Origin of the sequence: Xanthomonas sp. WHRI 6106, assembly GCF_040202405.1 — a bacterium.
GTDB lineage: Bacteria > Pseudomonadota > Gammaproteobacteria > Xanthomonadales > Xanthomonadaceae > Xanthomonas > Xanthomonas cannabis.
In genome coordinates, this window is the sequence record NZ_JBEGFC010000008.1 from 49,875 (window position 1) to 68,355 (window position 18,481).

General features: G+C 67.0%; 16 protein-coding genes and 1 pseudogene. 11 read left to right on the forward strand and 6 right to left on the reverse strand.

The features are described from left to right. Window positions 1–44: 44 nt before the first annotated feature. The 4 genes from ABQZ09_RS12915 to ABQZ09_RS12930 form a co-directional block, all read right to left on the reverse strand. Window positions 45–722 carry a hypothetical protein gene (locus ABQZ09_RS12915; protein ID WP_166743155.1) on the reverse strand — a complete coding sequence of 226 codons (678 nt, stop codon included), beginning with the start codon at window positions 720–722 and terminating at the stop codon, window positions 45–47. 527 nt (window positions 723–1,249) lie between these two features. Further along, complete coding sequence (locus ABQZ09_RS12920) at window positions 1,250–1,639, reverse strand: c-type cytochrome (RefSeq protein ID WP_228313807.1); 390 nt, start codon at window positions 1,637–1,639, stop codon at window positions 1,250–1,252. A gap of 34 nt (window positions 1,640–1,673) precedes the next feature. After that, the gene (locus ABQZ09_RS12925; protein WP_104580097.1) at window positions 1,674–3,020 is read right to left on the reverse strand and encodes a cytochrome C; all 1,347 of its coding nucleotides are present in this window, start codon (window positions 3,018–3,020) and stop codon (window positions 1,674–1,676) included. A gap of 65 nt (window positions 3,021–3,085) precedes the next feature. After that, window positions 3,086–3,706: a cytochrome b gene (locus tag ABQZ09_RS12930; RefSeq protein WP_349777066.1), complete on the reverse strand. Its 621-nt coding sequence runs from the start codon at window positions 3,704–3,706 to the stop codon at window positions 3,086–3,088. A 311-nt stretch (window positions 3,707–4,017) separates the two neighbouring features. Between ABQZ09_RS12930 and ABQZ09_RS12935 the strand changes: the two genes are divergently transcribed. From ABQZ09_RS12935 to ABQZ09_RS12985, 11 genes are all read left to right on the forward strand, one after another. Beyond that, window positions 4,018–4,488 carry a sugar 3,4-ketoisomerase gene (locus ABQZ09_RS12935; protein ID WP_184557149.1) on the forward strand — a complete coding sequence of 157 codons (471 nt, stop codon included), beginning with the start codon at window positions 4,018–4,020 and terminating at the stop codon, window positions 4,486–4,488. A 12-nt stretch (window positions 4,489–4,500) separates the two neighbouring features. After that, a complete protein-coding gene (locus tag ABQZ09_RS12940; RefSeq protein WP_456362211.1) occupies window positions 4,501–5,613 on the forward strand; it encodes a DegT/DnrJ/EryC1/StrS family aminotransferase in 1,113 nt (370 codons plus the stop codon). Continuing rightward, window positions 5,610–6,863: an O-antigen translocase gene (locus ABQZ09_RS12945; RefSeq protein WP_349777067.1), complete on the forward strand. Its 1,254-nt coding sequence runs from the start codon at window positions 5,610–5,612 to the stop codon at window positions 6,861–6,863. Before ABQZ09_RS12940 ends, ABQZ09_RS12945 begins: the two co-directional genes overlap by 4 nt. Next, window positions 6,860–7,798, forward strand: a complete 939-nt coding sequence (locus ABQZ09_RS12950) for a glycosyltransferase family 2 protein (RefSeq protein ID WP_349777068.1) — start codon at window positions 6,860–6,862, stop codon at window positions 7,796–7,798. The genes ABQZ09_RS12945 and ABQZ09_RS12950 overlap by 4 nt, the downstream gene beginning before the upstream one ends. Beyond that, window positions 7,798–8,940, forward strand: a complete 1,143-nt coding sequence (locus ABQZ09_RS12955; RefSeq protein WP_184557161.1) for a hypothetical protein — start codon at window positions 7,798–7,800, stop codon at window positions 8,938–8,940. The genes ABQZ09_RS12950 and ABQZ09_RS12955 overlap by 1 nt, the downstream gene beginning before the upstream one ends. A 43-nt stretch (window positions 8,941–8,983) precedes the next feature. Continuing rightward, window positions 8,984–9,835 carry a Wzz/FepE/Etk N-terminal domain-containing protein gene (locus tag ABQZ09_RS12960; RefSeq protein WP_349777069.1) on the forward strand — a complete coding sequence of 284 codons (852 nt, stop codon included), beginning with the start codon at window positions 8,984–8,986 and terminating at the stop codon, window positions 9,833–9,835. A gap of 279 nt (window positions 9,836–10,114) precedes the next feature. After that, entirely contained in the window at window positions 10,115–10,957 is an 843-nt protein-coding gene (locus ABQZ09_RS12965; RefSeq protein ID WP_228313815.1) for a class I SAM-dependent methyltransferase, read from the forward strand. Window positions 10,958–10,969: 12 nt separating this feature from the next. Continuing rightward, window positions 10,970–12,199: an amidohydrolase family protein gene (locus tag ABQZ09_RS12970; protein WP_184557170.1), complete on the forward strand. Its 1,230-nt coding sequence runs from the start codon at window positions 10,970–10,972 to the stop codon at window positions 12,197–12,199. Further along, on the forward strand, window positions 12,196–12,894 hold the full coding sequence (locus tag ABQZ09_RS12975) for a class I SAM-dependent methyltransferase (RefSeq protein WP_228313816.1): 699 nt from the start codon (window positions 12,196–12,198) through the stop codon (window positions 12,892–12,894). Before ABQZ09_RS12970 ends, ABQZ09_RS12975 begins: the two co-directional genes overlap by 4 nt. A gap of 133 nt (window positions 12,895–13,027) precedes the next feature. After that, on the forward strand, window positions 13,028–14,158 hold the full coding sequence (locus ABQZ09_RS12980) for a glycosyltransferase family 4 protein (protein ID WP_349777070.1): 1,131 nt from the start codon (window positions 13,028–13,030) through the stop codon (window positions 14,156–14,158). Then, on the forward strand, window positions 14,155–15,267 hold the full coding sequence (locus tag ABQZ09_RS12985) for a glycosyltransferase family 4 protein (RefSeq protein ID WP_184557179.1): 1,113 nt from the start codon (window positions 14,155–14,157) through the stop codon (window positions 15,265–15,267). The genes ABQZ09_RS12980 and ABQZ09_RS12985 overlap by 4 nt, the downstream gene beginning before the upstream one ends. Before the next feature lie 252 nt (window positions 15,268–15,519). On the opposite strand, the gene ABQZ09_RS12990 is transcribed toward ABQZ09_RS12985, so the two are convergent. Both ABQZ09_RS12990 and ABQZ09_RS12995 read right to left on the reverse strand, forming a co-directional pair. Beyond that, window positions 15,520–16,734: a nucleotidyltransferase family protein gene (locus tag ABQZ09_RS12990; protein WP_184557182.1), complete on the reverse strand. Its 1,215-nt coding sequence runs from the start codon at window positions 16,732–16,734 to the stop codon at window positions 15,520–15,522. A gap of 149 nt (window positions 16,735–16,883) precedes the next feature. Beyond that, window positions 16,884–18,438 (reverse strand): annotated as a pseudogene (locus ABQZ09_RS12995) (B12-binding domain-containing radical SAM protein). Between the last annotated feature and the right edge of the window lie 43 nt (window positions 18,439–18,481).

The window sequence follows — 18,481 nt, forward strand, 5'->3', positions numbered from 1 at the left end:
GACACCTTTGAGTGCCCGCAGGCGGGCAAAAGGTTGCGGGTGGATCAGAACGCGCGCGAGACCATGCCCACCCAGGGCGTTTCGCCGGGGCCCCCCTGCGCGCGCGGGGTGTTGCTGCTGGTCAGGATCCGGTCCAGCTTCACGGTCCATGCGGCGTGGTTCCACTTCAGGCCCAGTTGGCCATACCGATAGCGGCCGGAACTGGCAGCGCCGTAGGTCATCGCCGGAAAATCGGAGATGCCGGCGCCGGCGGAGAGACTGAAACTGGACGACAGCGGCACGCTGGCGGTGACGTCGATCACCGTGTTCCAGGGCGAGCGCTGCGCGCGCGGGAAATTGAAGGTGGACAGCGAAAAGGTCAGCATGTCGCGGTAGGACCAGGCCAGGCTCGCTTCCTGGCGGTCGAAGGTGCGCGACTGGCGGTCGGCCGGGTAGGCGTAGTACAGCAGGCTGGCCTGCATCTGCCAGCGGTCGTCCAGCATCCAGGCGCGCGCGCCCTGGATGGTGAATGCCACCGGCTTGCTTAGCGACGGCGATTGCAGCGCGGCAGAGACCGAGACCGACCAGCCCGGCGACGGCAGCCAGTAGCCGGCGGTCTGCAGGGTGACGCGGTTGGGCGCAATCGCGATGCCGCGATCGATCAGGGAGGAGGCGACTGCGACCGCCCCGCCAACATTATCCGCCAGTGCATTGCCGCAGGGGCCCAGGAGCAAGGCGAGCATGACTGCATGGTGCAGCTGTAAGCGCCGGACCTGCGGTGCCGGCGTTCCGCAATGCGCGTGCAGGCAGGGCACGCGTCGAGGCGACGAGGAGTACGACGGTGCATAGCCGTGCGATGCGGCCCACGGCTGCCCCTCGCAGGCGCAATGGCGTCGCGGTAGATACGGAGACTGCTTGGCGGACAGCAGGTTCGGCAAGGGCGTAGGACGTGGACACGAAGCGGGGCGCGATAGTGACCCATCACGCAGGGCGAGACCGCCCCGGTTGCGGCGGTTCCGTCCGTATACGCGAAGGTGTCGGCTCAGGCAACGCGATACCTTGCACCTGTCCTGGTGCGGCATGTGATCGGCTGCTGGCCGCGGAGACTGCGGCCGGCAGGCTGTACCTGGCTTGAAGCGATCGCCCCTGCCTGAGCGCGGTCTTCAGATGCCTGCAGCGATGGCTCGGGCAGACCCGACTGCCTTGCCGTCCCCGTGCCGGCAGGGACACCCCCGCCGGCCGGCGTTTCCGGCATGGCTTGCCGTTCGTCTCAGTGCAGGGTGTTGAGGTAGGCGATCAGGGCGTCCAGCTCCTTCGCGTCTTCAAGCCCTTCGTACTTCATCTTCGTACCCGGTATCGCTTTCTTCGAATCCGCGCTCAAAAAGGCCTTGAGGCCGGCCGCATCCCAGGTGCGCTTGCTTGCCTTGAGCTCAGGGGAGTAGCCGCTGAAGTCCGCCACCGTGCCGGCGGGGCGATTGACGATGCCGAACAGGGACGGACCCTTCTTGTTCTTGCCCTGCGTGGCGCTATGGCATTCGGCGCATTCGGTCGCAAAGACGCTCTTGCCATCGGCGGCACGCGCCGGCGTGGCCAGGGTTGCGCCGGCCAGCAACAGGCCGGCCAGCGGTGCGCATAACAACGTTTTGTGGAATGAGTGCATATGAGTCCGTACGGTTGCGTGCAACGGTGGGGGATCAGAACGCCAGGTTGACCGACAGCGAGAAGCTGTCGAGATCGCGCGGATTGGTGATCGGCGGGCCACGGAACACGTTGGAGGTGCTGCCGTTGAATTTGTCGAACCGGAACCAGCCAGCGGAAACGCGCAGGTTGGCGTTGGTGGTGTAGGTGCCTTCGCGGCCGAACGGGCTCCAGTACAGCAGGATCAGATTGCTGGTGGTGTCGGGGATGCCCACCGGCGAATAGCGCGCCGCATCGAACGAGCCAGTGTTGATCATGTGCGCGGCCAGCACGCCATAGGTCTGCTTGAAGGCGTAGTTCACGCTGAAGGTCTGATCGCGCACGCTGCCGCGGTCCAGCGCCGGCATGGTCGGGTCGGACGGAATCAGCGGGCTGCCATATTTGCGGCGCTCGTAGATGTTGACGTAGGCCAGCGACGCCACGTGCTCGCGCGTGCCGAGGAACTGGTAGGTGAGGTCGTAGCCGAAGTCGGTGAGGTCGTCGCTGGGCCCGTTGCGCGGGCGCTGGCGACGCGTGTTGAGCGCGGTCAGGCCCACCGAGAAGAACTGCCGCTTCATGTCCTTCATGTAGGCCACGCGCGCGTAGGTGGTGTCGCTGAGCTTGCCCGGGTCGCCGTTGATCGGCCAGCCGAGACGGTCCTGTGCAGACGGCGACAAGGCGCTGTAGCTGCCCACTTCGCCGTACCAGTTCTTGTCATACAGCCCGTACACGCTGGCACCGATGACGCGGTTGGACAGCGACGAGGAGCTGAGCATGGTGGAGGCGCCGCCGTTGGACGCCGGGGTCAGCGTGGAGGCATTGGGCAACACGTGGATCGGGTCGGAGATGCCCGGATTGTTGTTGACGCTGACACCGACCATGGTGTCCTTGCCGGCCAGTTGGAACGGCTTGGTCACAAAGCGCAGATCGACGTCGTCGAGGCGGGTATCGAAGGTGGCATTGCCGCTGTTGTTGGAGCGGATCTTGGAGTAGCCGCCGACGTTGTCGCTGACGCGGCCGGCCAGATACAGGTCGGCCTGGGTCAGGCGTGCGGTGCTGTCGCCACGGCTGGGGTTGTTGCGCGACCAGGTGAGCTGGCCGGACACCGGGATCTTGGTGCCGTTGCCGTCGGTATCGGTGAAGCCTCCGAGCTTGAAGCGCATGCCATACGGCGTGAGCGAGGGGCCGTACGAGCCGATGTGGCAATCAGCGCAGGACGAACCGGTCTGGCGTGCGAAGGCGGCAACCGCCTGCGCCTGGTTGCTCGCCATCAGCAGCAACGGGCCGGTGACGCACAGCAACGACGTCAGGGAGGCGGCACGCGAGGCGGTGGCGCGGCGCGGAGCGGGCTGGGAGTTGGGCATGGAAAGTCCTTGTTCGGCGGGACGGAATGCAACGGATTGGATGCGTGCGGAGAACGGGCGAGGGCTCATGCGTGCTTGCCTGGCAACACGCGGCGCAACAGGCCATCGCGCAACACCAGGTGATGCCAGAGCGCGGCGCCGATATGCAGCAGCACCAGCGCCAGCAGCGCCCAGGCCGCGTTCAGATGCCAGGTGCCCAGGGTGTCGCCGAGATCCGCGTCCACCTCGACCAGGTTCGGCAGCGGCAGGCCGAACAGATGCACCGTCTTGCCGAAGGCGTTGCTCAGCGACCAGCCGATCAGCGGCAGTGCGAGCATCAGGCCGTACATGGCCAGGTGGGTGGCACCGGCCAGCAAGCGGGTGATCAGCGGGGCGGGCGGGCCGGGCGGCAGCTTGCGCAGACGCAGGCGCAGGCCGACGCGCAACACGAACAGCAGCAACACCATCAGGCCGAAGTGGCGGTGGCCTTCCAGCAGCCACTGACGCAATGCGCGACCATCGAGTTCGGCACGCAGCAGGATCAGGCTGGCCGCCATCACCAGGCACAGCACCGTGAGCCAGTGCAGCACGCGCATCGGTCTGGGGAGCGGAATGACGCGCGCGGCCGGCGCGGTGTCTGGCGCCGATGGCAGCGCGGTGGCATCGGCGCTGGCCGCCGGGTCGGAAGCCTGAGGGGAAGAACGCATCTGGTCGGTGTCCTCACCGGTGGTGGTCGTTGGTTCCGGCAATGCGTGTCGCGCTGCCAGGCCTGGCTCCCCACGCCGGCTAAGCTGCGGCCAGGTGAACGTGCACCGATATGTGCGGCGATGCCGATGAAAGGTTGCATCGCCACAACGAATTTTTATCGCGGCGGCGGGACATCGGCGCTGCGCCACGCGTGCTGCTGCGCTTGCGCGCAGGCCGCTTCGCAGGGCCCCGGCGTGGCGCAACCTTTCGCGCATCGCGGCGCACTCAGGCATGTCGCACTACGTGCAGTCAGCGGTAACGCCCCCGGATCATGGCCTTCGAACCCATCCAGTTGCATACCCACGGTGATGATCGCGGCCTGCTCGTGTCGTTGGAGCAGCAGCGCGATGTCCCGTTCGAGATACGCCGCGTGTACTACCTGTTCGGCACCCGCAGTGGCGTGCACCGCGGACAGCACGCGCACCGCCAGCTCAACCAGCTTGCGGTGGCCTTGCACGGCTCGGTGAGGATCCTGCTGGACGAAGGCAAGGGCGATGGCCCGACCGAAGTGGTGCTGGACGACCCGGCGCAAGGCCTGCTGCTGGGCCGCATGGTGTGGCGCGACCTGCATCACTTCAGCCCCGACTGCGTGCTGATGGTGCTGGCCGACCAGTTCTACGACCCGGGCGACTACATCCTGGACTACGACCAATTCCTGAGCGAAGTGCGTGGCGGCAAAGATCCGATGAATACACATCAGGTTCCTTCCGAGCGGCGTGCCTTGCTGGGAGTGCAGTCGTAGATGATCGGTTCTATGGAGGTGCCTTTCCTGGATTTGCGCGCGGTCAATGCGCGCTATGCGGATGAACTCAAGGCCGCCGCCGCGCGGGTGATCGATGCCGGCTGGTACGTGCTGGGCCAGGAGCTGGCCGGGTTCGAGGAAGAGTTTGCCAGCTACTGTGGCACCGCCCATGCCGTGGGCGTGGGCAATGGCCTGGATGCGCTATCGTTGATCCTGCGCGGCTATCGGGAGCTTGGCGCGCTGCGCGAGGGCGATGAAATCATCGTGCCGGCCAACACCTTCATTGCCACCTTTCTGGCGATCAGCCAGAACCATCTGGTGCTGGTTCCGGTGGAGCCGGATCCGGCCACCTTCAACATGGATCCGGCCAGTGTGGAAAAGGCGATCGGGCCACGCACCCGCGCCATCATGGCAGTGCACCTGTACGGTCAGCTGGCCGATATGGCGGCGTTGCAGACGCTGGCGCACCGCTACGGGCTGCTGTTGATCGAAGATGCGGCGCAGGCGCACGGTGCGATGGCGCACGGCCGGCGCGCCGGTGCCTTCGGCGATGCCGCTGCTTTCAGTTTCTTTCCGACCAAGAATCTTGGTGCGCTGGGCGACGGCGGCGCGGTGGTCACCGCTGATACCCATCTGGCCGAGCGCATTCGCGCGCTGCGCAACTACGGCTCGGAGGTGAAGTATCACCACCTGTATCAGGGCGTGAACTCGCGCCTGGATGAGCTGCAGGCCGCCTTGCTGCGGGTCAAGCTTGGCTATCTGGACGAAGAGATCGCGCTGCGGCGCGAGGTGGCGCAGCGCTATCTGCAGGGGATCGCCAACCCCTTGATCACGCTGCCGGCCGTGGTCAGCGACGAGCAGCATGTCTGGCATCTGTTCGTGGTGCGTAGCCCGCAGCGCGATGCGTTGCAGGCGCATCTGCTGCGCCATGGCATCCACACCCAGATTCATTACCCGGTGCCGCCGCATCGGCAGCCGGCCTACGCCACCCTGGGCGATGCCTGCCTGCCGGTCAGCGAGCGCCTGCATGCGGAGGTGCTCAGTCTGCCGATGAGCCCGACGCTGGACGCCGCGTCGGTGCAGCGGGTGATTGACGCATGCCAATCCTTCGGCGCCCGCACATGAATCTGCTGCGCAGCAGCGCCTACACCGGCGTTGCGACGTTGGCCAAGCTGCTCGCTGCACTGGTGGTGGTCAAGCTGGTGGCCATCCATGCCGGGCCGCAAGGGGTGGGCCGGCTCGGGCAGTTCCTCAATCTGATGTCGGTGCTGGCGGTGCTGGCCGGTGGCGGCATCAGCGCCGGGATCGTCAAGTATGTGGCCGAATATCGCGGCGACCCGCAGGCCCAGGCACGCCTGCTGGGCACGGCGCTGTGGTATGCGTTTTGCGCCTCCTGCGTGCTGGCCGTGCTGGCACTGCTGTTCAGCCAGGCGCTCGCCGAGCGCCTGCTGGGCGATGCCGGCTACCGGCCGCTGATCTGCGTGCTGGCGATCGCGCAGCTGGGCATCGCAGTGGTCAACTACATTCTTGCCGTGATCAACGGCTTCATGGACGTGCGCCGCCTGGCCGTGGTGCAGGTGAGCGGTGCGGTATTGAGTGTGGCCTTGGTGGCGTGGTTGTCCAGCCGGGCCCAGTTGCAGGGCGCGCTGCTGGCGCTGGTGCTGGGACAGGTGCTGTGGCTGCTGGCCGGCGTGCCGGCCTTGCGGGCCAGCCCGTACTTTCGACGCGAGATGCTGCGCATGCGCTTCGATGCGCCGATGGCGCGCCGTCTGGCCGCGTTTTCGGTGATGACGCTGACCTCCACGCTGGTGCCGCAAATGGTGGTCATGCTGGTGCGTGACCATCTTGTCGCGCAGTTCGGCTGGCAGCAGGTCGGCTACTGGCAAGCGGTGAGCCGGGTGTCGGATGCGTACCTGCTGTTCTTCACCACCTCCATCAATGTGTACTACCTGCCCAAGCTGGCCTCATTGCACGAGCGTGCCGCGCTGGGGCGCGAGCTGCGCGCCGCGTACCGCTACGTGATGCCTGCGGTGATCGTCATGGCGCTGGGCGTCTATGTCTGCCGCGACTGGGTAACCTGGGTGCTGTTCGACCAAGGATTTTCCCCGGCCAGGGCGTTGTACGCGCCTCAGCTGCTCGGCGACGTGGTCAAGATCGCCGCCTTCGTGTTGTCGTATGTGATGCTGGCCAAGGCGATGACGCGCGTGTTCGTGCTGTCCGAATGCGTGTTTGCGGCCAGTTATCTGGGGTTGGTGTACCTGTTCACCGCGCACTTCGGCCTGGTCGGTGCGATGTACGCGTTCGTCGCCAACTACGTGCTCTATCTGCTGTTCAACATCGTGGTGGTGCGTCGCTACCTGGTGCAACCGGCGTGAGCGACCGAATGCCACCGTCGGAGCGTGCACACTGGCCGCTGGTGTCGGTGCTGATCCCGGCATTCAACCACGCGCGCTTCGTTCAGCGCTGTCTGGACAGCGTGCTGGAAGAGCCTTACCCGTGCAAGGAGATCGTCATCATCGACGATGGCTCCAGCGATGCCACTGCCGAGAAGATCGGGGAATGGGTCGCGGAGCACGGGCATCGGCTGCCTGTGCAATTTGTGCAGCGGGAGAACCGGGGTGTTGCAGGCACACTGAATGAAGCCGGGCGAATCGCGCGTGGCGAGTACATGCGGGTGGTCGCAAGCGACGATTATTTGATCCCCGGCGGAATCGAGGCACAGGTAGCCTATCTCGATGCCACACCCCATAAATTCGCTGTGATTGGCGATGCATCCGTTGTCGATAGCGAGGGCAGGCTGCTGCATGCAAGTGCTATGTGCGACCTTCATCGCGCCGACAAGCGGTTGTACGCATCCGACCCGGGCATCCGTCGCGCTGTCATCTGCAACTGGGCTGTCAGCGGTGCGGTGACAATGCTCAGGCGTAGTGCCTTTGACAGGGGGATGACGTGGGACGAGACGCTCAGGATTGAGGACTGGGACTTATTCCTACGATTGGTTGCTAGTAATTCTCTTGGTTTCATTGATGTCAAGGTCTGTGCGTATCGGCTGCATGGAACGAATGTCAGTAAGACACGTGATGTGCAAAGACGGTTGGCGAATCTCAGCGAATTCGCTCGGGTGGCGGAACGCGGCTGTGCTTTTTTTTCCGGTGTCGAATGTCGGCTGTTGCAGGCTCGGTTGAGCCTGATACGCGCAAAGATCGCGTTTCTAGAAAAAAGCTACGTTGTTGTGGCGTGGCATTTGTCGATGTATCTAAAAAAGCGTGTTGTTGCGTTGGTGCTTTCCACCATCAGGAGAGCGTCCTGATGCCTTCGCTCATGACGTGGGTGCGAAGGCCATGTGTCTATCTATCACCTTCAATGGCCGTTAGCTGCTTTATTACGGTTGCCACTTATGAGCTGCCAACGGGATATACGCAAGGGCTTGTATGGCTGGTTGCAGGAGCGGCGGCGATCTTTGTCCTGGACATGCTCACTGGGCCGAAAATACCGACCTCTGAGCACTTCCGCCGCTACCGCTACGCCGGCACCCGCGACGCTTTCCTGGCACTGACCCTGGCGGCGGTAGTCACCGTGTTCTGCATCGCCGATGTGGTGCTGTTTCCGATTCCGCTGTTCAGCGATCCGGCGTCTTACGCAACCTTGAGCCCGGCGCGCTCGCATGTGCGGCACATCTCCAATATGTGCTGGGTCCTGCCGCCGATCGCGCTGCTGTGCGTACGCCACCGCGGCTTGCGCGCGGCGATGGTGACGCTGGGGTTTGTCTTCCCGATCGTGGTGATCGACCGCAACCGCATCTTTGCCGGGCTGTTTTCCTTCGTGCTGGTGATGCTGCTGCGCCGCGATGCGGCACGCCGCTTGCCGTGGAAGACCATCGGCTTGTTGCTGCTGGCAGGCGGCGGTGTGTTCTCGGTGCTTGGCGCGTTGCGGTCTGGCTCGCTGGCCACGGTGGCGCTGCCGTTCAGTGCGTTCTACCGCGCCACGCCGCAGGGGCTGCAATGGCTGCTGCTGTACATCAGCGCCGGGCCCTACAACTTCGGCGCGATGCTCGCCAAGGGCTACGTCAACGCCAGCTTCCTGATCAACCAGCTGGTGCCCTTCAGCGGCTCGATTGCCACTGCCGGCACCGGCATTCCGCTGGACGCGCCCAACATCAACGTGGGCACCGAGTTCTTCCCGTTTTTGATGGCCTGGGGCGCCCCCGGTGCCTTGCTGGCGTTGCTGGCGCTGTATGCGGGCTTGGTGTGGAGCGTGCGCCGGCTCAACCGGTCGTTGTCGATCTTCCATGTGCTGATCTTTCTGCGCATCGCCTATGCCTGCGTGATGTCGCCCTTTGCACCACAGGCGTTTACCTGGACCAACTTCGGCTTCATTGCGCTGTGCCTGGTGTTGCATGCCTGCACCGTGCTGCTGCCCAACCGCCATGCCCCATGCCCGTCTGCCGTGTAAGTACACGGCCACGTCCTCCCTCACGTTGCAGAGCCTGCGCACCATGAATCAACACGACGAAATCTATCTGATCGACCTGTGGCGCATCCTCCGGCGCGAATGGCGCTGGGCGCTGGCTGCATTGGTGCTGGTGCTTGGTCTGGCTTTCGTTTTCCTACGCGTGGCCACCCCGCAATGGGAAGCCACTGCATGGATCCAGGTGGGCGAGATCGGCCCGACCCCGGCGGGCCGCGACCCCAAGGTGGAGCCGTTCCAGCGGGTGATCGACCGCATGAAGACGCGGCTGTTTCAGGATGCAGTGCTGCGCCAGGCCGGCGTGCCGCTGAAGAGCCGCGCCGCGCAGGTGTACCGCGGCAGCCTCAAGCCGGATCCGGACCCGTACGCCAACCTGATCGGCATCACCTTCCGTGCCGAATCGGCGCAGCAGGCGCGCACCCTGGCCATGGCGACCGTGACGGTCCTGCAGACCCTGCATGGCGACACCAACACCGCCGCGCTCGCGCTGGCGCGTACCCGCCTGCAGGGGCTGAGCGAAGACCTGCGTGTTGCCACGCTCACCCGCCAGCAGCTGCAGCAGCAGCTGCACGCGGGGCAGGGCGGGTCCGGTGCGACACCGGCGCAGGTGCTGGCCGGGGTGCTGTTGACCGAGAACACCACTGCCATTCGCGCGATCAAGGCCGAGCGCGACGATCTGATCGCGCGACTGACCGCACGGTATACCTACCAGACCTCGCTGGCGTGGCCGCTGTACGTGCCGGAACAGCGGGCGTTCCCGAATGCCGTGATGGTGTGGGCAGTCGCCCTGCTAGGCGGTGCCGGGCTGGGCACGGTGGTGGCGGTGCTGCGCAATGCGTGGCGTCGCCACCGCCTGGCAGGCGTCACCGCGGCCGGCTGAGTGTTGGGCATCCACGCCCCGCAACGCGTCGCAGCGCAGACCGATCGCAGCATTGCCAGCTCCAGGTCTTGTGCGCCGCGCGCGTAAGCGCATCCCCGTTCGGTCCTTGGTCACAGCACGCGGGCGTTGCCCCCGGCACGGCAGGTAGCTGGCAGGCGGCGCGACTGCAACCAAACCGGCAGCCGGACGCACTCACGGGTCTATCAAGCGATGCCGCGCTGGCGGCACTGCGTCCGGAGAGTGCCGTGGAATCAGCAGGACAGGTGTGGGAGGCGATGCATGTCGTTAGTCAATGAGCATGCTGCGCGCGGCGGCACGGTCGCGCCGGAACAGTTGCTGGAAACGCAGCGTGCATTCGACAGCGTCGCCCCCGACTATGACGGCCCGCGCGGCAACAATGCGCTGATCCAGCGCATGCGCACCACCTTGTGGGACACGGTCGCTGCCGAGTTGCCACAAGGCGCACGGCTGGTGGATCTGGGCTGCGGTACCGGTCTGGATGCCGGCGAGTTCGCCCGGCGCGGCTATCGCGTGCTGGCCACCGACTGGTCGCCGGCCATGGTCGAGCGCACCCGCCAGCGTGCGGCCACCCAGGGCCTGGAAGAACGCCTGGCGGCCGCGCATGTCGGCATCCAGCAGCTGGATCAGTTGCAGGGCACCTTCGACGGCATGTACTCCAACTTCGGCCCGCTCAACTGCGCACCGGACCTGCCGGCGGTAGCCGCCCAGTGCGCACGTCTGTTGCGGGCCGATGGCTGCCTGGTGTTTTCGGTGATCGGGCGGATCTGCCCGTGGGAAATCGGCCATTACACCTTGCGTGGGCGCTTCAGGCGCGCGGCGGTGCGTGCGGCAAGGGGCGCCACGGCGGTAGGCATGAACGGGCATACCATCTGGACCTGGTACCACCTGCCGCGCGAGTTCTATCGCGCGTTCGAACCCCACTTCGTGCTGGACCGCTATCGTGCGCTGAGCCTGTTTCTGCCACCGCCCTATCTGGTGGACGTCTGCCAGCGGCACCCGCGCCTGGCCGAGCGACTGGGGCGGCTGGACGACCGGTTCGGCGGCCTGCCGCTGCTGCGCGACATGGGCGATCACTTCCTGATCGTGATGCGCAAGCGCTGAGTGGAGACGCCGATGTCCATGGCCGACGTCTGTCTGCAGGGTGCGCGCTCGATCACGCTGGCCGGCCCGTCGCGCGCGGCGCTGAACCTGTGCGCAGGCCGCTTCGGCGGCACCGTGGGCACCGCGACCCTGCGCCTGGATCTGTCCGGCCATGTGCTGGCGCCGGGGCTGGTCAATGCGCACGAGCATCTGCAGGTGAACTGCGTGCCGCCGCTGCCGCAGCGTGCGCCTTTCCCCAACAGCTACGCCTGGATCGAAGCATTTCAGGCGCATTTCCAGCATCCGGCCGTCGCTGCGGCGCTGCGCGTGCCCAAGGCGGTGCGGCTGCGTCACGGCGGGCTGAAGAACCTGCTGGCCGGCGTCACCTGTGTGGCCCAGCATGACCCCTGGCATGCCACCCTGGATGAGGCGGATTTCCCGGTCGGCGTGCTCAACGAATTCGGCTGGAGTTACGCCCTCGGCTGGACCGGCTACGGCCCGCCGGTGCAAGCCAGTTTTGCCGCCACGCCCTCCACGCATCCGTGGATGATCCATCTGGCAGAAGGCACCGATGCGGTGGCGCGGGCGGAGCTGGACGACCTGGACCGCCTCGGTTGCCTGGCTGCCAACACGGTGTTGATCCACGGCGTGGGCCTGGGCGAGCAGGCGATCGAACGGGTGATCGCGCGCGGTGCGGCGGTGGTGTGGTGCCCGTCGAGCAATCTGGCGCTGCTGGGTCGCACGCTCGACCCCTGGCGGCTGTGCATGGCCGGGCGGCTGGCGCTGGGCAGCGACTCGCGCGTCAGCGGCGCGCGCGATCTGCTCGAAGAACTGCGCATCGCCGCCGACAGCGGGCTGGCGCCCGACCTGCTGCTGGGCCTGGTCACGGACCGGTCCGCGCGCATCCTGCGCATGCCAAGGCGCGGGCGCATCGCGCCGGGCGCCGCTGCGGATCTGGTGATCGTGCGCGACCGCGGCGGCGAGCCCGCCGACAGCGTCATCGGGTGTCAACGCAGCGAGCTGCGTGCGGTGATCCGCGACGGCAAGCCGCGCATTGCGGACCCGGATTTTGCGCCGTGGTTCGCGGCAGCCGGTCTTTCGGCCGTGCCGGTGGTGCTGGATGGCCGGCCCAAGCTGCTGGATGCGGCGCTGGCCGATCCCGCCGTGCTGGCGCTGGAGCCTGGTCTGCACCGTGTGCAGCCGCTCGCACCTGCGAGCATCAGGGACGTTGGCGCAGTGAGCGCGATGGGAGCGGCGTCGTGAATGCCATTCCGGTGCTCGAACCCGCTGCCGCATACGCGCTGTGGGCGCAGGCGTATCCGCCGCATGCGCATAACCCGGTGATGCTGGCCGAAGAACGCGCCATGCTGGGCCTGATGCCGGCCAGCCTGCAGGGCCAGCACGTGCTGGACGCCGGCTGTGGCAGCGGCCGTTACATGCAGCACGCATTGCGCCGCGGCGCACGGCATGTGACCGGTGTCGACCTGTCGCCGCAGATGTTGCAGCGCGCCGGGACCGAACTGGCACAGCAGTGGCCGCCCGCGCGCGTCAGCCTGCAGCAGGGCAGCCTGGACCAGCTGCCGCTGGCCGATGCGGTGGCCGACCTCAGCGTCTGCGGCCTGGTGGTGGGCCACCTGCAGCGCCTGTGGCCGGCGCTGGAAGAGCTGCATCGGGTAACCCGTCCCGGTGGCCTGGTGATGTGCAGTGACGTGCATCCGATCGGCCATGCGCTGGGGTGGCGTCGTGATTTCAAGGCCGATGGCCAGCACTACGCCGTGCGCCATACCCAGCATCTGTACAGTCACTGGCATGCGGCCTGCGCCGCGTTGGGCTTTGCGATCGAAGCGGTGGCCGAGCCGATGCTGGACCCGGCCGACATTCCTGCCGGCGCAAACTTCGACCGCACCGCGTTGCAGGTACCGGTGGCGCTGGTGCTGCGCCTGCGTCGCGTCGCGTGACCGGTGCGGTTGCAGTGGCCGTGGACGGCCGCACGCTGAATGGCCGGACCAGGCTGCACTGCGGCCACGTCGCGTCTTGCGCGGCTGCGGGTTGCCGCCGCACGCATCATGCGACACGGGAGATCCCGGCGTCATGAGCCTGCACGTGGCCCAGCTCAATCTGGTTCCTACTCCGCACGGTCTGAGCGCGGCGCAGGTGTTCGCGCAATGGCCGTCGCTGGCCGACATTGCCGAGGCCGTCGCCAGTGCCGGCGTGCGGGTCACGGTGATCCAGGCCTCGGCGCTGGATCAGCACATCGTCCAGGGCGGCATCGACTATCGCTTCGCGCCACTTGGCCCGCGGGGCAGCGCCGCACGGGCGCGCACGCTATGCAAACTGCTACGCGAGATCGACGCCGACGTGATCCATGTGCACGGGCTGGAATTTGCCGGCGATGCACGGCGGCTGGCGCGCCGGCTGCCGCATGTGCCACTGCTGCTGCAGGACCATGCCAATCGTCCGCCGCGTTGGTGGAGCAGGCTGCTGTGGCGCACGCGCTACAGCGCCGCTGCCGGGATTGCGTTCACCTCGCTGCAGCTGGCGCAGCCATTCGTGCGCGAGCGCCTGTTTCGCCCGCAGACGCAGGTGGTTGCCATTCCCGAATCCAGCAGCCGCTTTACTCCCGGCGATCGCCTGCTGGCACGCGAACAGACCCGGCTGCAGGGCGACCCCTGCGTGCTCTGGGTCGGCCATTTGAGCGCCGCCAAGGACCCGTTATGCGTGCTCGACGCGGTGGCCATGGCCGCGCGCGTGCTGCCCGGCCTGCGGCTGTATTGCGTCTTCGATCAGGCGCCGTTGATGGACCAGGTCCGCCAGCGCCTGCGCGAGGACCCGCGGCTGGCGCGCTGCGTGCAGTTGTTGGGCAAGGTCGATCATGCGCAGGTGCAGGACTTGCTGCGGGCCAGCGACCTGTTCGTCTCGGCCAGCCATGCGGAGAGCTGCGGCTACGCCGCGCTGGAGGCCTACGCCTGCGGAACGCTGCCGTTGCTGACCGACATTCCCGCATTCCGCGCGCTCAGCGATGGGGGCAGCATGGGCGAACTGTGGCCGGTGGGCGATGCCAATGCGCTGTCGGAGCTGTTGTTGCACGTGTCGCGGCAGCGGCCCGCCCGTGCGCAGGTGCGGGCGCATTTCGATGCGCGGCTGTCGTTTGCCGCAGTCGGGCAGCGTTGGACGCAGGCCTACGCCAGCCTGCTGAAACCCCTGCGCGGGAGCGCGGCATGAAACTGGCGCTGGTGGTGCCCGGTGGGGTGGACCGCAGCGGTGAGGTGCGGGTGATCCCGGTGTTTCTGACCCTGATCGACTGGCTGGCGCGCAATCACCAGGTGCATGTGTTCGTGCTGCACCAGGAACCCTTGCCGGATACCTGGATGCTGCGCGGTGCCACGGTGCACAACATCGGCGCGCGGCGCACGCGCCTGCGTGCGGTCGCAGCCATCGTGGCGGAGCACCGTCGCGCCCCGTTCGATGTGGTCCAGGCGGTTTTTTCCGGCTACTGCAGCCTCATCGCGGTGGCGGCGGCGCGCCTGTTGCGGCGTCCCAGCGCGGTGCACATCGCCGGTGGCGAGCTGGTGGCGCTGCATGCCATCGGCTACGGCGGCCGCCGCAAATGGCGCGGCCGCCTGCGCGAAGCGGTGATCCTGCGGCTGGCCGATCGGGTCACTGCGGCCAGCGAACCCATCATCGCCTCGCTGCAGGCACTGGGCATCGCTGCCACGCGCGTGCCGCTGGGCGTGGATCTGCGTGCCTGGCCGGTGGCGCCACCGCGTGCCCGCCAGGGTGCAGTTGCGCGCCTGCTGCACGTGGCCAGCCTCAACCCGGTCAAGGACCAGCGCACCCTGCTGCAGGCGATGGCCGCGCTCAAGCGCGCGGGGGTCGCCTTTACCCTGGATATGGTCGGCGTGGACACCCTGGACGGCGCCATGCAGCGCCTGGTGCAGGCGTTGGGCCTGCAGGATCAGGTGCGCTTTCTGGGCTTCAAGACCCAGCGCGAGCTGCGCCCGATCATGCTGGCGGCCGATCTGCTGCTGCTGTCCTCGTTGCACGAAGCCGGGCCGATGGTGCTGCTGGAAGCGGCCGTGGCCGGTGTGCCGACGGTCGGCACGGCGGTCGGCCATCTGGTCGAATGGGCACCGGTTTCGGCACTGGCGGTGCCGCCCGGCGATTGGGCCGGAATGGCCGAGGCGGTCCGGCAGGTGCTCGGCGATGACCAATTGCGCCTGCGCCTGGCCTGGGCGGCGCAGTGCCGCGCAGTGCGCGAAGATGCCGCGTTCACCACCCGCCTGTTCGAGCAACTCTATCGGCAGGTATGCGACGCACGACCGTTGTCTTGACGGGTCGGGTGCAGCGCCGTAGCGCGGAACGACGGTCGGCGTTGGGGCGTGCCCAGCCCGTGGCGCAGCTGCGGAGTGCGCCGTGCACCTGGCCGACGGGCGATCGCGCCTGATCGCGGCCGTGGCGCAGCACGTGGCAGCCGGCACGCGGCGGCAATGGGCAGATCAGCGCGCACAACGCCGCGCCGCTGAGCCGCACCTTTAGCCGCAGCAGACGCCGCGCGGCATGGCACACACGCAATCGCTTGGCTGCTACGCCGGCTGCAGATAGCCCTCCAGCGCCGCACGCACCACATACAGCATGTCGGTGCGGGGCACCGGCCGGGTCAGTCGCGTCATCAGGCGGCGTGCCTGGGTCTGGCGCACCCATGGCTGGTCCTGCAGCCACAACTGGGTCTGCAGCATGTCCGCGCGCTCCTTGCGGCTTTCGGCCGAGGGCACCACGCGCTCGCGCAAATACTGCCGCGCTTCTCGCAAGGAGCCGGACCATTCGATCCCCGGCAGGGCAGACAACCACAGGTTGGAGCACGACGCGGTGGTCAGGGTCTGTCGCGCGGCGCGCCTGCGCAGCAGCCGCGGACACTCCGCATGCAGGCGGGCCATCACCGCAGGCGGCACCACCGTGCGGTAGTAACGTTGCAGCAACAACAACGGCGGCAATGCCCACCAGGGCGACACCGCCGGGTCTTCCCACAGTTCCTGCCAATCGCGCGGCCCCATGCGGGTGGCCAGCAACGCAAGATCGTGCAGATGCATCAGGCGGATGCTGCGATGGCAGATGCCGCCAGCGGCATGCAGCAGCAGGTGGCTCATCAGCGCGCCAGTCGACGGATACGGGTTCAGGCCCGGCTGCGCATGCTCCGGCCAGATGCGTGCGGTGATGTCCACGCCGCGTACCGGCAGGCGCTCCTGGATACGCGTATGCAGCTCGATGTTGATCGGGGCATCGCGATGCTCGCCCAGCCCGGCCACCGCATCGCCACCGATGGGCTTGAAGACCTGGTGCTTCCACTGTTCGAACGAGGCGGTGTAGCCCAGCTCGCACAGCACCGCCGCAACCGCGGGTGCAGCGTCCGGCGCCACCAGTAGATCGATATCGGCCATCGGGCGATCGCCGGGCAGGTACACCCCCAACCGGTGCAAGGCGGTGCCCTTCAATCCCACCAGGGCAATGCCGGCACTGCGGGCAGCGCTGTCGATACGGGCCAGCAGCACGGCAATGCGCCGGTGGCGGTCTTCGACATGGCGGCGTTGCTCGGTGAGAAAGGCCGTCCATTGCGCGTCCCGCCACAACGAGCGGCGCTGCAGCAACGGGGAGACGCCATGTGCCGCCGCCGCGGCCGCCGCCAGTTGCCACTGCAGCCGGTCCCACTGTGGCGCGCTGTCGCCCGGCTGTGCCAGCTCGTACGCCAGCTGCTCGGTGGCGGTGTGCAAGCCGTGTTTGATGGTACGGAGCGAAGGCTGCATGCGGGCGTGATCCGGAAGGTCGAAGGGAGGTGTCGCGACGCGTCGTTGTCTGAAAGGCGTCGCGGGGTTGGTGCGGTCAAGCGGCTCGCAGGGTGCCGCGATGAAGGGGGCTACATGGCGTGCACAGCGAGCTCGCGCCACGGATGTGCTCAGCCCACCAGCACGGTGGCCAACGCCCGTGGTTGTCGCGCGGCCAGCGTGGCAAGCGGTTCGGTCCGGTGGCGATGTTCAACGGCGATCAGCGCAGACCAGCGTGCTTCCAGCGCCTCGGCCGCGCGTGCAAACGCGTCGGCGGCCATGCCGGCGCGTGCCTGTTGCAGATCGACCTGGGTATGCAGCAGGTCGCGCACGCTGCGATAGAACTCTGAGTCGTACGCACCATGGAACATCATCGCCAGATCGTCGCTGTCCTGCCAATGCGTCTTGCCGCCCAGCTGGTTTTTGACCTCTTCGTAGAACTTGGTACCGGGCAGGGGATAAGACACGCTGACGCCGATGATGTCCGGGTTGGCCTGCGTCACCAGCGCACGGGTGGCCAGGATGTCGTCGAGGTCTTCGCCCAGATATCCCAACTGGATGAAAAATCCCACGCGGATGCCCTGTGCTCCCAGGCGTTGGCGCGCCGCGATCACCTCGGCGACCTGCGTGCCCTTGGTCATCCGGTCCAGCACGCGTTGGCTGCCACTTTCTGCGCCGATCCAGGCTTCCGCGCATCCGGCCCGCGCCAGTGCCGCAGCCATGCGTTCGCTGGCCAGGTCGGCGCGGGTCTGGATGGTGAACGGGATGGCGCCATCGGCCTCGGTCAGGCGTTGCGCAAAGGTTTCCACCCAATCGATGTGGAAGCCGAAAATATCGTCGGCCATCCACAGATGGTCGGGCTGGAAGCTGCGTTTGAGATGGATCATCTCGGCGGCCACGTCCTCGGCGCCGCGGCGGTTGTAATGGTTGCCCCAGATCGGCTTGGCGCACCAGTTGCACCGGAACGGGCAACCGCGCGAGGCCGCCATGTTCAGGCTGAAATAGCCATGACGCTGCTGCCAGAACTGTCGATAGCGCGGCATGTCGACCAGGTCCCAGGCGGGCAGGCCACTCAGGCGCGCGTCCGGCGGCTGTGCGCCCGGATGCGCGCGCACCACGGCAGGATCGCGGGTGGCGATGCGCGCAACGCCGGCCAGCCACTCGCTCGTGGCGACCTGCGGGTCGGCCTCGAGGCGTTCGATCAGTTCGATCAGTGGCGCGATGCCTTCGCCAATCAGCACTGCGTGCGCGCCGGCAGCCAGAAAAACATCCGGGTTGTCGGACGCATCGGAGCCCGCCACCAGCACGCGGCAGCCGGCCGCGTGCGCCTGCCCGATCATGCGGCAGGCCGCCTCGCGCATCCGGCTCAGGCACATCTTGGTGAGGAAGTTGAAGTTGTCCTCGTAGAACACCACCAGCTGCGGCTGCGCGTCCTGCAGCGCACCGGCGTACTCCTCGACATCGTCGGCCAGCATGGCATCGAACAGGCTCAGCGCATGGCCGCGTTCGCGCAGTAGCGCGGCAATCTGCAGCGTCGCCAAGGGCGGGTACGGTTTGCCGCGCTCCCATTGCTTGGGGTCGTAACGCAGGAAATACGAATGACTGACCTGGATCTTTAGCATCTGCACAAGGCTCTCGTTCTGTCGCCAGGTGGCGCGCAGCGGCGGCGTGCGCAGACACCGGCATTCGGCTCGGCAGTAGGTGCGCATGCAGGCGGCTTTGGTTGCGC